The sequence below is a fragment of the Prosthecobacter sp. genome, from assembly GCF_044227185.1.
Classification (GTDB): domain Bacteria; phylum Verrucomicrobiota; class Verrucomicrobiia; order Verrucomicrobiales; family Verrucomicrobiaceae; genus Prosthecobacter.
Window position 1 is genome coordinate 586,961 of sequence record NZ_JBGAFO010000004.1, and the last position, 14,947, is coordinate 601,907.

Annotated in this window: 11 protein-coding genes; 2 read left to right on the forward strand and 9 right to left on the reverse strand. The window is 63.0% G+C overall.

All coding sequences use genetic code 11. The features are described 5' to 3' along the window. The first annotated feature begins 68 nt into the window (after positions 1 to 68). Positions 69 to 3,002, forward strand: a complete 2,934-nt coding sequence (locus ACILSQ_RS12905) for a serine/threonine-protein kinase (RefSeq protein ID WP_395744045.1) — start codon at positions 69 to 71, stop codon at positions 3,000 to 3,002. Positions 3,003 to 3,188: 186 nt separating this feature from the next. Here the strand turns inward: ACILSQ_RS12905 and ACILSQ_RS12910 are convergent, their stop codons facing one another. The 5 genes from ACILSQ_RS12910 to ACILSQ_RS12930 all read right to left on the reverse strand — a co-directional run bounded on the left by ACILSQ_RS12910 (position 3,189) and on the right by ACILSQ_RS12930 (position 8,768). After that, a complete protein-coding gene (locus ACILSQ_RS12910) occupies positions 3,189 to 3,740 on the reverse strand; it encodes a hypothetical protein (protein WP_395744046.1) in 552 nt (183 codons plus the stop codon). Between the two features lie 99 nt (positions 3,741 to 3,839). Continuing rightward, on the reverse strand, positions 3,840 to 4,541 hold the full coding sequence (locus ACILSQ_RS12915; RefSeq protein WP_395744047.1) for a hypothetical protein: 702 nt from the start codon (positions 4,539 to 4,541) through the stop codon (positions 3,840 to 3,842). 271 nt (positions 4,542 to 4,812) lie between these two features. Then, positions 4,813 to 5,784 carry a hypothetical protein gene (locus tag ACILSQ_RS12920; RefSeq protein ID WP_395744048.1) on the reverse strand — a complete coding sequence of 324 codons (972 nt, stop codon included), beginning with the start codon at positions 5,782 to 5,784 and terminating at the stop codon, positions 4,813 to 4,815. A 213-nt stretch (positions 5,785 to 5,997) separates the two neighbouring features. Further along, positions 5,998 to 7,602: an L-aspartate oxidase gene (nadB, locus tag ACILSQ_RS12925; protein ID WP_395744049.1), complete on the reverse strand. Its 1,605-nt coding sequence runs from the start codon at positions 7,600 to 7,602 to the stop codon at positions 5,998 to 6,000. Positions 7,603 to 7,649: 47 nt separating this feature from the next. Further along, positions 7,650 to 8,768, reverse strand: coding sequence for an aldo/keto reductase (locus ACILSQ_RS12930; protein WP_395744050.1), 1,119 nt, complete (start codon positions 8,766 to 8,768; stop codon positions 7,650 to 7,652). A gap of 142 nt (positions 8,769 to 8,910) precedes the next feature. On the opposite strand from ACILSQ_RS12930, the gene ACILSQ_RS12935 reads away from it, so the two are divergent. Next, the gene (locus tag ACILSQ_RS12935; protein WP_395744051.1) at positions 8,911 to 10,080 is read left to right on the forward strand and encodes a YhcG family protein; all 1,170 of its coding nucleotides are present in this window, start codon (positions 8,911 to 8,913) and stop codon (positions 10,078 to 10,080) included. On the opposite strand, the gene murG is transcribed toward ACILSQ_RS12935, so the two are convergent. From murG to murD, 4 genes are read right to left on the reverse strand one after another with little or no spacing between them, the layout of a single operon-like run. After that, positions 10,064 to 11,176: an undecaprenyldiphospho-muramoylpentapeptide beta-N-acetylglucosaminyltransferase gene (gene murG, locus ACILSQ_RS12940; RefSeq protein WP_395744052.1), complete on the reverse strand. Its 1,113-nt coding sequence runs from the start codon at positions 11,174 to 11,176 to the stop codon at positions 10,064 to 10,066. The genes ACILSQ_RS12935 and murG overlap by 17 nt on opposite strands. A gap of 14 nt (positions 11,177 to 11,190) precedes the next feature. Continuing rightward, complete coding sequence (locus ACILSQ_RS12945) at positions 11,191 to 12,351, reverse strand: FtsW/RodA/SpoVE family cell cycle protein (RefSeq protein WP_395744053.1); 1,161 nt, start codon at positions 12,349 to 12,351, stop codon at positions 11,191 to 11,193. Between the two features lie 21 nt (positions 12,352 to 12,372). Beyond that, positions 12,373 to 13,581 (reverse strand): LysM peptidoglycan-binding domain-containing protein, encoded by a 1,209-nt coding sequence (locus tag ACILSQ_RS12950; RefSeq protein ID WP_395744054.1) that lies wholly within the window; start codon positions 13,579 to 13,581, stop codon positions 12,373 to 12,375. Positions 13,582 to 13,635: 54 nt separating this feature from the next. Next, a complete protein-coding gene (gene murD / locus ACILSQ_RS12955) occupies positions 13,636 to 14,940 on the reverse strand; it encodes a UDP-N-acetylmuramoyl-L-alanine--D-glutamate ligase (RefSeq protein ID WP_395744055.1) in 1,305 nt (434 codons plus the stop codon). Positions 14,941 to 14,947: the final 7 nt, after the last annotated feature.

Genomic DNA, 14,947 nt, shown 5'->3' on the forward strand with positions numbered 1-14,947 from the left:
TTTTTTCTCATTCCCAATTCACCGCCCGCCAGCTACGTTTCCCCCATTGATGATCATTCCCGCACTCCATGAGTGAGAATCCCGCCCATGACTCCCCCGTGGGATGGACGCCGCCACCGCCGGAGCACCTGGAGGCCATGCTGCCCCAATACGATGAATGGGAGATGATCGGCTGCGGCGGCATGGGCGCCGTGTACAAGGCACGGCAGATCTCGCTGGACCGCCCCGTGGCCATCAAGGTGCTCCCTCCCCAGGTGGCGGAGAACGAGGCGGACTACATCACCCGCTTCAAAAACGAGGCCCGCACGATGGCCAGGATGAACCATCCCGCCATCGTCTCCGTGTATGATTTCGGCGCCACGCCTGATGGCCTCCTCTACTTCGTCATGGAGTACATCGACGGCACCGATGTCTTCAAAATGATCCAGGCCCAGCGCCGGCTGCCCGTGGAGCACGCCCTGGCCATCACCGCCCATGTCTGCGATGCCCTGGCCTACGCCCACGAGCACAAGGTCATCCATCGCGACATCAAGCCCGCCAACATCCTCATCAACATGGACGGAGCAGTGAAGGTGGCCGACTTCGGCCTGGCCAGCATTCATGACCCCGCCCAGGACTCCGGCACCACGCAGGAGGGCTCCACCCTGGGCACCCCGGACTACGTGGCGCCGGAGGTGCTCACCATCGGCATGACCGTCGATGGCCGCGCCGATCTCTACTCCGTGGGTGTGATGCTGTACAACATGCTCACCGGCAAAATCCCGCGCGGCACCTTCCAGATGCCCAGCGAGAGAATCGGCTGTGACAAACGCTACGACGCCATCGTGCGCAAAGCCATGGAGCCGGATCCGGACAGGCGCTACCAGACGGCCCGCGAACTCCGCCGTGACCTGGATCAGATCCTCACTGTCCCGGTCGCCAAAGAAAAGCCTGCCTCCAGCTCGGCCTCCGCCCCGGCTGGTCAGCCGTTGCGCGGCATGCTGCCACGCCCTCTCCCTCCGCCCCCGCCGCCTCCACGCACGCCCTGGGGCATGATCGCCGCTGCTTTGATTGTTGTTGGAGGTGCCGTCATTCTTTTGACGTGGGGCGGAAGATCTTCCTCGTCGGCCCCCGCCACAGGCTCTGCCGAGGCCGAACCTTTGAAGCAGGAACCCGCTGTCTCATCCTCCACCCCTCCCGCCCCGGAATCAGCGCCGGCCATGGCGCCCGCCGGCCCGGACGCTCCCTCAAAACGGCCCCGGCCACCAGGACCGCCTCCGCCTCCGCCGCCCCCTCCCGTGACCGAAAGCGAGGGCTCAAAACAACTGCGCGAACTGGCCGCCAGCTTCCACACCGCGCTGGAGCGTGAAGTCCTGGCGGTCCACCGTGCTGCCTCCACGGACCTGAACACCAAATACCTCGCCGCCCTGGACCGCGCCGTTTCAGCCGCCATGACTGCCGCCCGCCTGCCCGAGGCCCTGGCCCTGCGTGAGGAAAAGCAGCTCATCACCAGCCAGAGCCCGCTGCCCGTGGAGGATGCCCCGGATCTCCCGCCCTCGCTCAGGGCGCTGCGCGCCACCTACCGCGCCAGCCTGCGCCCCATCGACGCCGCCCGCGACAGCGGCCTCGCCTCTCTCTTCACGAAATACGAGGAGGTGCTCAAGGCGAGGCAGGCAGAATGGACCCAGGCCGGAAAGCTCGAGGACGCCCGCCTCGCTGACGAGCGCATCGCCAGACTCCCGCGTGAGCGCGCCGCCGTGCTCAATGAAGCCAGGGAGCTGCTGCCGGGAGGACGCGAGATCGTGCTGCAAAAACGCGAACGCTTCACCTCCGCCGAGACCTTCACGCCGCCCCTGGAGTTCACCATCGTCGCCAAAACAAAAAAGGACGACCTGCGGCTGGCCTGCAGCGCCAAGCAGGTGATCTTCAACTGGGAGACACGCCCCGACGAACTGCGCATCGACAACGATCCCGGCGGCGCGCGCCATGTGCCGGGCATGGGCCGCATCCCGGAGGACACCTTCGTCACCATCCGCTGGCGCATCCTGCCGCACATGCAAAGCATCGAGGTGGATGGGAAACGCCGTCTCCTGCACTTCGGCGACTACTCCCGGGTCAGCAACGCGCTGGAAATCTTCCCGCTGAATGACGCCGTGACAGTCAAGTCCGCCACCGTGAAGCTGCTGGACCTCTCCGCACTCGAAGACCAGGTCTCCAGCGTCCCGGCCATGCGCGCGCCCCTTCTCACCCGCGCTGAATGGACCGGCAGGCTCACGATTCCCGCCGGCACGTACCATCCCCTGCGCCGCATCGACATCGGCGCTCCCGGCAGGAGAGATCCGAAGGCGCAGAATGATGAGCAGCGCGGCGATGTGACAAGCCTGCCCGGCATGCGCATGGAAAACGTGCGCTTTCACCTCCGTGAAGGCTCATGGCATGCCGCGGGCGGCCACTTCCAGGATGTGAAGGTCACCGCTGACCTCGGCGGCAGCTTCGAAGCGCGCGACAGCCTGTTTCAGGACTGCGTCTTCGCCAAGGAAGGCGTGTGGTACATCGCGTTTTTCAGCACCAAATGGCAGTTCACCAACTGCGTGCTCACCGGCTCATTCATGCAGGGCTGGAAGCTTCTGGATATCGGCATGAAGCTCGACTCCTGCACCCTCATCAATGTCGATCTGGTCCCCCTCGGCTACAAAGAAGACGCGGCCCAGGAAGCGGGCAAAGACTGGCTCAGCCTCCAGAACTGCCGCTTCGTCAACTGCCGCGTCCCCGAAAGCTTCGCGCTCGCCACGAAAAACTGCGTTTTTGAGAAATGCACCTTCGGCCCGCCTGAGGACAAGCTGCCGGTCAAATCCGCGCTGAAGGCTGTCATTTACGTGCAGGACTGCACCAACTCCCCCACCGCCGGGGCCGGCCGTTCCATCGAGACCAGGCCTGCCACGCAGCTCACCACCAACGCCGGCGCTTCCCTCCCCTGCACCTTCACCAACGGCCGGCTCGATTTCCAAAGTCCGCCGCAGTAATGCCATGACGCATTGAAAGCAGCTCTGTTTTCAGACGCAGCCTCCTCGCCTGAGAGCGCTCCTGTTCGCCTTGGCATCGTTTCCGAAAGAGATCCAGGATTTCTCCGCTTCCACGCACCTGCTTCGCTCGCCGCAGTCTTGGGGGGAACAGTCCGCGTCTTCATGGTGGCACAGGTCCGTTAGAGTTTAGAAAACCTGGGTGTCCATCCTCATCGCACCCTCCACGGCGTGGCTCCGGTCTGTCTTCGACTGCCCGCCGTGGCTATCCTTCACATACACCCTCCATCGCTTGCCCGTCCTCTCCTCCATCAGCGTATAAACATGGCCTGCCTTCGCGTTGATCTCCAGGATCGGCGTCGTCGTGGATACAAACCCGCGCATCACCTGCGTACCCGGCCGCACCGTTGGGCCGGAAAATTGATTCACCGACGCATTCTGCAGTGCATCCGCAAACATTAGGCTCGCGGGCTGCCAGTAGTAGCTCACCCCCACCCTGTGCCTGCCAGGCGTCACCTGCAGCGTGGTGTTCCCCTTGAACGACATCGGAAAACACGCGCCATTCTTTACCGGCTTCTGCCCGTCCAGGGAGCACAGCCTCACATTGCCTCCGCTGGCGATCACAGCCCGGCCCTCAGGGCCAAGATTCCCCGCAAAGTTGTGCACCCCGGAGGAGCAGCTGGCCAGGGCCGTCAGCGCCAGGATCGGCGCCGCCAGGCGAATAAAAGAAGTCGTGTTCATAGTCGGTCGTTTGGGTGGGTGGATGGTGGTTGGGTGTGGTAGATAAAAAAATCATCGTTCTCGCCGGTCCGGCTTTCACCGGACTCAAAAACTCCGCCCTCAGAATCCTCCCCAGCTTGAGCGGTGGCTGCCCATCCCGGTGTGGATGTTGTATCCGTTCGCCTGCGCCCAGCGCCGCCCCCCGGCATCCAGCGCTTCAGATCCGCAGTTCAGGTAGTCCTCAGCCATGTTCACGTCCCCGTACGCCATCAGCACCGAGTTCAAGTCCTCCTCGGAGCCAGGTATCCCCAGCTTGATCGCCAGCAGCAGAATGCGCGTCCGGCTTTCCGGATGCGCCACCACCTGCTGGCAGAGCGAGATCGTCACCGCCCGCTTGTTTCGCGCCAGCAGCCGGTCATACAGCCGCCTTCCACCGTCGCGATTGGTCCACGAGCCCGAGCCCGCATTGAGGTAGGAGGCAGTCTGCAGCACCTCCGAGTCGATCTCCGCAAACTGCTCCGCGCTCGTGATGCGCGCCAGCGCCGCCGCCTCCTGGCTCCCCGCCCTCGATGCCACCAGCCCGTACACCTGCAGCCGCTCCTCATTCGAAGGCTTCCAGTTCAGCCGCGCCAGGCTCTCCAGAGCCGCCTTGCGGATCTGCGGCGGCTGCTTCTTCGAGCGCGCCGTCTGCGAAAGCCTCCCCAGGTTCCCCTGCTTCTCCCAGCGCATCACCTGGCTGGAAGTTGTCGTACTGGAGCATCCGCCGCTCAGCAGCATCAGGCCGATGCCGCACATGCATGGTATCAGGTGGGTCGTTTTCATGGTTGTTTAGGGTTGGGAAAAGTGTTGCCTTTACAGGCATCAAGGTGCCTCACCGAGAACAAGCATCAGGCTGTCTGGGTGTATTGCTCATGTCTTACCATGACGAAAAACCCCGGAGATGTGACCAACTTTTTTTATTTGCCCCCGTGGCAGCCATTCGCAGCCGCAGTCACTGCCGCGCATCCGCTTACGCCAACCATAAAATCGACCGGCCAAAAACCAGCGTCCTCTTTATCCATCTCTCTGAGCCGGTATATCTCGCTCTGTCCGCTCAACGCACGGCCCCGCTGCCGCCCTGCTGGAAATAAGCGTCGCGGATGCGGCGCAGTTCCTCCAGGCGGGCGGAGATTTCCGTGTGTTCCCGCGCCTTTTCAGCCTTCTGCTGCGTCACGAAATGGTTGTTGCTGCCAAGATTGCGCCAGGGGCCGGCGGGGACTTCGTTCACATCCACAAAGCGCCAGTCGCAGCGGCCGCTGCTGGAGATGCCCAGGTAGTCACGCACTGCGGGGGAGATGTCGAGCCCGGCGCCGCGGTTGCTGGTGTTCTTCGGGCGTGCATTGCCGAAAACGTACTCGTGGTCATCCGTCACAAACGGGCCGCAATCTTCCCACTGCGCATAGCAGACGCGGTTGCCGTAGCGGATCGCGATCCACTGCCCCTTCAGCACCGTCTTGCCGGAGCGCACAAAACGCTGCTTGAACCACGGGATCACCCGCGAGGCCTCCGGCTTGTGGGAGTCAAAATCAATCACGTCATTGTAGGGCAGCGCCACATAAAACGGGTTCTGCTTCGGCACGAAGCTGGCCGGTATGAAATTTTCCCTCCGCTTGGTGGGGTCCGGGTCGTCGTAGCCGCCGTAGTTCTGCATCCACTGCGTGTCCCAGGAGCTTTTGTCGTTCGGCGTGGGATTGTTTTCCGTCGGCTCCTCGCCCACCCAGAACACTGTCGCCACGATGTCCAGCTTCCACGGATACCGCGCATAGCCGAGATGCGGCATCGCTGACGAACTGTAGTTGGGCAGCGTGGCCGAAATATTGCGCGGTGGGGACGGCTGGGACACGGGCTTGGTCACCACCGGGGGGGTGGGTTTGCTTTTGGCCGTGGGAGAGCTCACGCCGCTCTTTTTCAGCGCCGCCGCGGTTCCTGCGGCTGTGACCTTGGAAGCTCCCTGGCCAAATGACGACACCGTCGCCACGAGAGACGCGACGACGACGAAGGAACTTAAAAAACGCTCGGCGGGCATGGGGGAAGGGGTCGATTTGGCGTTAATTCTAGCAAACTACCATGGGAAACTGCAATCTGCAATTCTCCAGGTAAGGGGCAGCGGCCCCATGGGTGACAGTGGTTGGTCCCCACAAAACGACTGCGCGGAATCATGGACAGGGGTGGAGACGCTCTTGTTCAAAACACAGATCATCGCACCGGGGCTCAGAATCCGCTCGCAGCGGCCATAACCTCAATAACGGCGCAGCGTGGAGTCTTGGGGAGGCCGCGTGTCATCCGTCCTGGGATAGTCCAGCGTGTAATGCAGCCCCCGGCTTTCGTGCCGGCGGATGGCGCACTCCACGATGAGCGAGGCCGTCTCCACCAGATTCCGCAGTTCCAGAATCTCGCTCGTCACGCGGTTGTTCCAGTAAAACTCCTGCACCTCCCGCTTGAGGTTCCGGAGGCGGGCCGCCGCACGCTGCAGGCGCTTGTTCGTGCGCACAATGGAGACGTAGTCCCACATCAGGCGGCGGATTTCATCCCAGTTGTGGTAGATCACCACCAGCTCGTCATTCTCCACCACGCCGCTGGTCTCCCAGGGGCGCAGCTCATAGCTCTGCTCGGCCACCTTCCCCCGCGGGATCTTCTTGATCAGATGCGCCACGGCCCGCTGCGCGGTCACACAGCACTCCAGCAGCGAATTGCTGGCCAGCCGGTTCGCCCCATGCAGGCCGGTGCAGCCCACCTCCCCCACGGCGCAGAGCCCCCGGATGCTGGTGGCGCCGTTCACGTCCGTCAGCACCCCACCGCATTGATAATGAGCGGCGGGCACCACCGGAATCGGCTCCTTGGTGATGTCGATTCCCACATCCAGGCAGGCCTTCTGGATGTTCGGGAAATGCCCCGCGATGAACTCCGGCGTCCGGTGGCTGATGTCCAGATACACGCACGGGCCCCCCGTCTTTTTGATCTCATGGTCGATCGCGCGTGCCACAATATCACGCGGAGCCAGCGAACCCCGGGCGTCATACCGCTGCATGAACTCCTGCCCGTCCTTCCCGATCAATCGCGCCCCTTCTCCCCGCATCGCCTCGCTGATCAGGAACGAGCGGTTCTGCGGATGGTACAGGCAGGTGGGATGGAACTGGATGAACTCCATGTCCGAGATCGTCGCCCCGGCCCGCCAGGCCATCGCCACGCCGTCCCCCGTCGCCACGCGTGGATTCGTCGTGTACAAATACACCCTGCCGCAGCCCCCCGTCGCCAGGATCACCCGGTCAGAGCGGAATGTGTGCACCACCCCGCTGGTCTCATCCAGCACATACAGCCCCAGCACCCGGTCCTCCGAAACCAGCCCCAGCTTCGCCGTCGTCAGCAAATCGATGGCATAATGATTCTCGTAGATCGTGATGTTCGGATTCGCCCGCACCGTGGCCAGCAGCTTCTCCGTGATCTCCCGCCCCGTGGCGTCCGCCGCGTGCAGCACCCGCCGCGCCGTGTGCCCGCCCTCGCGGGTCAGGTCAAATTCCAGGTGCCCGTTCACCGCCTCCCGCTGGTCAAAATGCACCCCCCACTTCACCAGGTCCGCAATCCGCGCCGGCCCTTCGCTCACAATCGTGCGCACCGCCGCCTCTTTGCACAAGCCCGCCCCGGCGATCAGCGTGTCGCTCACGTGCTTCTCGATGGAGTCGTTCTCCGCCGTCACGCAGGCGATGCCGCCCTGCGCCCAGTTCGAATTCGAGTCCAGCGCCCCCCGCTTCGTGATCATCACCACCCGGCCGTGCTCCGCGGCGTGCAGTGCCGCCACCAGCCCGCCAGCCCCGGTTCCGACGATGATAAAGTCTGCCTCAATCATGAATTGTGGTGACTCTTTCGTCGCGGAACCGCCAACATGCAAATGCGCTACCAGCTCGTGCCCAAACTCCAGCGCGTCGCCAGGTCCAGCAGATCCGGCCGCAGCGGCCACTCATCCGCCCGCGGCTCCTGCCCTTCATGCCGCTTGCTCGCCCCCTTGAGCGCCATGCAGCCCGTGTTGTCGCCAATCTGACGGATCGTCTCGATCTCCTCCGTGGACAGGCACTGCTCCGGCAGCGCCGCCAGATCATCCAGCTTGCTCTCAATCGTCCGCGCCCCTTCGCCATGCTCCTGGATCAGCGTCGGCACCACGCTCTTCACCGCCGTGTTCCCCAGCGTCCACAGACAGGCGAGCTGCAGCATCGAAAGCCCATGCTTTTCGGCAATTGGCCGCACCTTCTCCAGCTTCTCCACCCCATGCTCGATCCAGTCGCCTGGACGATGGGTGCGGTGGTCCCCGTCGCGGAACTTGTGCCCCGGCTTCACATCGTCATGGAACAGGCCGCCGTAGTCCACCACCCGCGCCAGAATATCCACGTTGTTTTTCGCCGCCGCTCCCAGCACATGCTGCCCCGGCCAGGGCTCAAACGGGTTCAAAATGATCATCGCCCAGTCCATGCGGTCGCCGAAGCGCTCAAAGCACTCGATCATGTCCAGCGTGAACCCGTTCGCCGGCCCCGGCGCGATGCCGAGGCGGTCTGTCAGCCCTTCCGTCTTCAGCTTGCCAAACGCGTCCCACACCTTCTCGCTCGTGTAGCTGATGCTGTCCGGATTGTGCAGCATGAGCAGGTCAAACTTCGAGGTCTGGCAGCGTTCCAGGCTCTTCTCCGTCGCCATCTTCAGGTAATCATAATACTTCTCCGGCCCGCGCAGCGTCGGGTCCGTGAAACGTGGATAACCGCGCGACCCCTGGCGAATGCCCTCGTAAATGTCGTGCCCCACAATCCCCACCAGGCAGTACTCCTCACGCGGGATCCCCTGCAGCGCCTCGCCCAGCAGCGCATCCGCACGGCCCACGCCATACACATCCGCCGTCACAAACGTCCTCACCCCCTTCTCAAACGAGTCCCGCATGAGCTGCTTGTAGTGCTCTTCGGAGAGCTGTTCTCCATAGTGCATAAAGCGGCCGCCGCTCCAGGTGCCGTAGGCTGTTCGTGTGAGATTCATAAAAAGGGAAAGAGTTCGGGTTGGAATTTTGAGGGGGTGAATACATAGCGACTCCGCCCCGTGTTTCAAACACGGATCACACCCGAACCCACCGCGGCGCAGGATTTGACAAAATCAGCCACAGGCTCCATCGGCGTTCCCCATGAAAAGGCCGTCCGCCCCGCGCAAAACCAGCAAACCGGCCCCAGCGAAGCCCACCAGCCTCGCCACCCTCCTCACCGAGGTCCGCCACCTCATCCAAAGCGCCCGCCGCAACGTCTCCACCATCATCGACACTTTCCAGGTGATGACCAACTTCGAAATCGGCCGCCGCATCGTCGAGCACGAGCAGAAGGGCGCGAAGCGTGCGGCGTATGGCGCGGAGCTGTTGAATGAACTCTCAGCGCGGCTCACAGAAGAGTTTGGACGTGGCTTTTCGCGCTCAAATCTCGAGTACATGAGGAAGTTTTTTCTCGAATGGCAAAAGCATGCTCCAATTTCCCAGACGGCGTCTGGGAAATTGGGCGGCCAAAAAATAATCCAGACAACGTCTGGACAATCCGCGCTGATAGAGATTTCCCAGACACCGTCTGGGGAATTCAAACGGCCCTTCACCCTCAGTTGGTCGCACTATGTCGTGCTCATGACCATCAAAGACCCGGACGAACGCAGTTTTTACGAAATCGAATCTGCTCAGTCCAATTGGAATGTTCGCGAACTCAAACGCCAGAAAGCCTCCTGCCTCTACGAGCGCCTCGCCCTCAGTCGGGACAAGGAGGGCATCCGCAGGCTTGCCCGTGAAGGCCAGGTCATCACCCGCCCCGAGGATCTCCTCAAAGAACCCCTCGTGCTCGAATTCCTCGGTCTGGAGGACAAAGCATGCTACTCCGAAAACGATCTCGAGCAGGCCATCATCAACCGCCTCGAACACTTCCTCCTCGAGCTCGGCAAAGGCTTCCTCTTCGAGGCACGCCAGAAGCGCTTCACCTTCGATGAAGACCACTACTTCGTCGATCTCGTCTTCTACAACCGCCTCCTTCGCTGCTACGTCATCATCGACCTCAAGCTCGACAAGCTCACCCATCAGGACCTCGGCCAGATGCAGATGTACGTAAACCACTACGACCGCGAAGTGAAGCTCCCCGACGAGAACCCCACCATCGGCCTCCTCCTCTGCAAGTCCGCGAAAAAGACCATCGTCGAGCTCACCCTGCCCAAGGACGCAAACATCCACGCCAGGGAATACAACCTCTACCTGCCGTCCAAGGAGCTGCTGAAGCAAAAGCTCGACGAATGGAGCGCCGCTGCCGCGCGCCTCACCCCGCCGCCTTGACCAGCAAATCCGCGATCTTCTCCGCCGAATTCTTCACCGCCAGCTTCTGCGCCGCCTTCTTCATCTCCCCCGCCTTGCGCGGATCGTTGATGATGCTGCGCACCGCATCCGCCAGCGTGTCCGCGTTCAGCTCGCTTTCCTTCATCAGTTTCGCGGCCCCGGCTTTGTCAAAAATCTCCGCATTCTTCGTCTGGTGGTCCTCCGCCGCATGCGGGTACGGCACCAGCAGGCTCGGCACTCCAAAGTACGCCAGTTCGGACATCGATGACGCTCCAGACCTCGCGATCGCCAGGTCAGCCACGCGATACGCCAGCTCCATCCGGTGGCAAAACGCCGCCACATGCTGCTTCAGCATCGGGATCTTCGCATACACGTTCTTCACCTCTTCGTAGTCCGTCGGTCCTGCGATGTGCAGCACCTGGATGCCCATCTTTTCAAACTGCTCCAGCGCCATGCCCACCGCGCGGTTCACCCCGCGCGCGCCCTGGCTGCCGCCCATCACCAGCAGCGTGCGCTTGTCCTTGTCCAGCTTGAAAAAGGCATGCGGATCATCGCTGCTCTGCTTGCGCATGTTGCTGCGGATCGGCGTGCCCACCACCCGCACGTCCCCGTGCTTGGGAAAGTGCGCCTTGCAGGCCTCCAGGCCGCACAGCACCGTGTCGCTGTAGCGCGCGTTCAGCCGGTTCGCCTTTCCGGGGATCGCATTGCTCTCGTGAATCAGCGTGGTGCAGCCCTCCTTCCGGCCCGCATACAAGGGCGCAAACGAGGTGAAGCCCCCCATCCCCAGCACCACGTCCACCTCGTGGTCACGGATGATCTTCCGGCAGGCCTTCGTCCCCTGCCAGAGCCCTTTGAGGAAGCCAAACATCTTGGGCGACCACGGCTTCGGCATCGCCAGAAACGGCATCTTCTCAAACCGCAGCTCCGGGTGCCCCGAGGCGGCCAGCGTGTCGATCTTCTTTTCACTGATGAGCAGGGTCACGTCATGACCCCGTGAGGCCAGGACCTCACCGACGGCAATCCCAGGGAACAAATGCCCCCCGGTGCCACCGCACGCGATAAGCACGTGGATGGACTTCGAATTTTTCTGTTTCACTACGAGTCAAAAGGCTAAAGCTGTGGTGTCCAGCGGCGCTTTCTGCGGATCACAGGTAGCTGATCCCAGGTCAGATGCACGCCCTGGCGGTGGATGTTGATCAGGATGCCCACCGCGACCATCGCGGCGACGAGACTGGACCCTCCGTAACTTACGAAAGGCAGCGGCAACCCCTTGTTCGGCAGCAAAGCAGTGGTCACGCCCATGTTCAAGAGCGCTTCCATGCCCAGCAAAAAAGTAAGCCCGGCCCCTAGGAGCTTGCCAAAACGGTTCGGCGCATAGGCCGAAACCACCATCCCGGCCATCACCAGCACCGCAAAGGCCAGCACCACCGCCGCCGTACCCCGCAGCCCCAGTTCCTCCCCCACCATCGGGAAAATGAAGTCCGTGTGCGCCTCCGGCAGGTAGGAAAGCTTCATGCGCCCCTCCCCCAGTCCGCGCCCCTCCAGCCCGCCGGAGCCAAAGGCCAGCTTGGACACCCACTGCTGCAGCCCCAGGTCCTCCTTGTGCTTTTCCAGGTCAAAAGTCACCATGATGCGGTCAAACCGGTTTGGCAGCCACTTGATCCCCGCCGCCAGCCCCCCGCCGCACAGCAGCACGATGATCGCCAGGTAGCGGATCTTCGTCCCCGCCACAAACATCACCCCCAGCCCCACCGTCGAGGCCAGCAGCGCGCTCCCCAGGTCAAATTCGCAGCCGATGAGCGCCACGATCCCCAGCAGAAGCAGGCCCGGCAGCACAAATCCGCGCCAAAACGTCCGCGTCAGCGCCTGGTGCGTACCAAACCAGCCCGCCAGCGCGATGATCAGCGCGATCTTGGCAAACTCGGACGGCTGCACCCGGAACCCGCGCAGCCCCAGGGCCTGCAGCCCGATCCAGCGCTTCGACCCGTTGATCTTCACGCCGATCATCGGCACGTAGCACAGCGCCAGCAGCACCGCCGCGGCGATCAGCACATGCCAGCGCCAGCGCAGCCACACGTTGTAGTCGATCAGGGCCATCGCCACGCACAGCACCGTGGCCGCTCCCAGCCAGCCCACCTGCCGCCACAGCGTCACATAGTCCTCCCCGCCCTCCTGGGCGATCTCGAAGGTCGTGCTCGCCAGCATGGTGATGCCCAGCGCCACCAGGGACAGCGCCGCCAGAATGAGCAGAAGGATGGAATATTTCGCCATGGGGCAGCCGGAGGAGCGCGGTTACTTCGCAGGAATCACCAGCTTCATCCCGTCGCGCATCGCATTGGGATTCTTGATGTTGTTCGCCTTCTGAATGGCCGCCACGGAGACCCCGTATTTCGAGGCCAGGCGGTACAGCGTCTCACCGGACTTCAGAATATGCGTGCGCGCCGCCGTCGCCTTCGCCACGGGTTTCGGCGGAGACTCGGCGGTCGTTGTTTTCTTCGCCGGCTCGGCCTTGTCCTTCTTCGGTGCCGCGGGCGTTTCAGCGATCTTCTTCAGCATCTGCGTTGGCGGGGGCACAGGCGTCGGTTTTGCCAGCGGCTTGGGCTCCGCCTTGGCCACGGGTTTCGGCTCGTCGCGGTCCCGCGGCCTCACAGCCACCGGCTTTTCCGCTTCTGCTTTGGCCAGGGTTTCCTGCATCTGCGCCACCGCATTGGGTTTCTTGGGCGCGGGCAGCGCGGCGCTGACGTTCGCGGCAGGCGTGGGTGCCGTGGCCGGCGTGTCAGCCGCGGCCACCAGGGAGGTCGTCGCCGGTGGTGCTTCCTTCGGCGCCACCAGTGAGATCGGGGTCATCGTGGCCGCGGACAGGCTGGCGGGCGCGTCGGACGGCTTCACCGCCTCGCTGGGCACCTTGGTGTTCGGGGCTGGCGGCTGGTCACGCACCACCGGCACGGCCTTCGGCACCTCTTCCGTCGCCACCATCGGCTTCAGGGTCTTCGGGTTCACCGGGATCGCGCTCGGTACGGCCTGCCTCGGCACGCGCAGCATCGTTCCAGGGCCAATTTGAAGTCCTTTGTCGATCATGTTGAGCTTGGTGATCTCCGCTTCCGTGGAGCCAAACTTCGCCGCGATGGACTTGATCGAATCCCCGGAGCGCATCTCATAGTTGTCATACTGCGCCGTGTCCGCCGCCGCCTTCGCCTGCGCGGTCACCACCTCGGGCGCGGTCGTCGGCAGTCCGCTGCTGCTGCTCAGCGCGCGCGCCGCCTGCGTCGCCGCCTGCTGCGGTTTCTCGTCATCACCCATGAAGTCATAAATGATGATCCCACCGATCAGCACCACGTGGATCAGCAGCATCACCACAAACATGCGGGCCATGCCCGAGTTTGGCTCATGCTGGTTCCATTCACCCTCTTCCGTCACCAGTGCCACACGGTGCCGGTGCCGCTCGCCATCCATGAGGTTGAGCAGCAGCTTGGTTTCTTTGGTCTTGGGTTTCATCTTCATAGGACCTTGGGTCTTGAGTTGTCGGGATGCAGTTAATTTTAAATTCAATTCAGTTCAGTTCAGGGCGTTCACAGCCTCGCGAAACACCTCGCCGCGCTGGGCATAGCCGGTGTACATGTCAAAAGAGGAGGTGCCGGGGCTCAGGATGATGGCGTCTCCCGCCTGGGAGACTTCGGTGGCCAGCCGAACCGCCTCCGCCATGTCCTTGGCGCACTGGCAGGGCAGCAGGTCGCCAAAGGTGCTCTGAAGCTGGGAGGCAATTTCGCCAATGAGCACCATCGCGCGCACCTGCCCGTTCAGCTCCGCCCGCAGCGGCCGGTAGTCCAGCTCCTTGTCCTTGCCGCCGGCGATCAGCACGATCGGCCGCTCCTGCGAGCGCAGGCAGGCTTCCAGCGCGTGCAGGTTCGTGGCTTTGGAGTCGTTGATGTATTCGCGGTCGCGCAGCGTGCGCACCAGTTCGCAGCGGTGCCTGGGCGGCTCGTAGCTTTCCATCGCCTTCAGCATGCTGGAGTACTGCAGGCCAAACACACGCCCGGTCATCAGCGCCGCCAGCACGTTTTCCATGTTGTGTTTGCCGCGCAGCTTCAGGCCGCCCGCGCTGCCGATCTCCTTGCCCAGATGGTAAAACTTGCCGTCGCTGTAGGTGTAGCCCGCCTCCGCTCCATACGCGGAAAACGTCCAGCGCTCCGCCGCACCTGTGGAGACGCTCTCGCCTGCCCGCACGATCGCCACATCGTCCGCCGTCACGTTTTCAAAGATGCGCGCCTTCGCCTTGAAGTACGACTCCATGTCCGGATAACGGTCCAGGTGGTCCGGCGCAAAATTCAGCCACAGGCTGGCCTTTGCGCGGAAGTCGCGGATGGTTTCGAGCTGGAAGCTGCTGATCTCGAGCGCGAGCACGTCGTAGCGTACGCCGCCGGCCACCACTTCACTCAGGGACACCCCATGATTCCCGCAGGGCAGCGACTTCATCCCGCAGCCGTTGAACAGCGTCGCGATCAGCTCCGTGCACGTGCTCTTGCCGTTTGTTCCCGTGATCGCCGCCATCGGCATGTCCGTCAGGTGGAAGGCAAACTCCGTCTCGCCCACCAGCGGCACCCCCGCGTCGGTAAACTTCTTCGGCAGCGGCCAGTGCTCGTCCAGCCCCGGGCTGATGATCACCTGCTGAAACTCTCCCGGCCTCACCACCAGATCACGCGCGGCCTGCCCCAGCACGCAGTGGAAATCCTCCACCGGCTTCGCCTTGTCGCCTTCGTCAAAGATCGTCACCTCCGCGCCATGCAGGCGCGCCAGACGCGCGGCGCCGAGGCCGCTGCGTCCGGCACCGAGAATGGCAAAATGTTGTGAGGCGAAACGCATGATTGGT

Excerpts from the sequence above, each read along its gene's own strand:
- ACILSQ_RS12905 (WP_395744045.1), top strand. The coding sequence starts at position 69 with ATGAGTGAGAATCCCGCCCATGACTCCCCCGTGGGATGGACGCCGCCA.
- ACILSQ_RS12910 (WP_395744046.1), bottom strand. The coding sequence starts at position 3,740 with ATGAACACGACTTCTTTTATTCGCCTGGCGGCGCCGATCCTGGCGCTG.
- ACILSQ_RS12915 (WP_395744047.1), bottom strand. The coding sequence starts at position 4,541 with ATGAAAACGACCCACCTGATACCATGCATGTGCGGCATCGGCCTGATG.
- ACILSQ_RS12920 (WP_395744048.1), bottom strand. The coding sequence starts at position 5,784 with ATGCCCGCCGAGCGTTTTTTAAGTTCCTTCGTCGTCGTCGCGTCTCTC.
- nadB (WP_395744049.1), bottom strand. The coding sequence starts at position 7,602 with ATGATTGAGGCAGACTTTATCATCGTCGGAACCGGGGCTGGCGGGCTG.
- ACILSQ_RS12930 (WP_395744050.1), bottom strand. The coding sequence starts at position 8,768 with ATGAATCTCACACGAACAGCCTACGGCACCTGGAGCGGCGGCCGCTTT.
- ACILSQ_RS12935 (WP_395744051.1), top strand. The coding sequence starts at position 8,911 with ATGAAAAGGCCGTCCGCCCCGCGCAAAACCAGCAAACCGGCCCCAGCG.
- ACILSQ_RS12945 (WP_395744053.1), bottom strand. The coding sequence starts at position 12,351 with ATGGCGAAATATTCCATCCTTCTGCTCATTCTGGCGGCGCTGTCCCTG.
- ACILSQ_RS12950 (WP_395744054.1), bottom strand. The coding sequence starts at position 13,581 with ATGAAGATGAAACCCAAGACCAAAGAAACCAAGCTGCTGCTCAACCTC.
- murD (WP_395744055.1), bottom strand. The coding sequence starts at position 14,940 with ATGCGTTTCGCCTCACAACATTTTGCCATTCTCGGTGCCGGACGCAGC.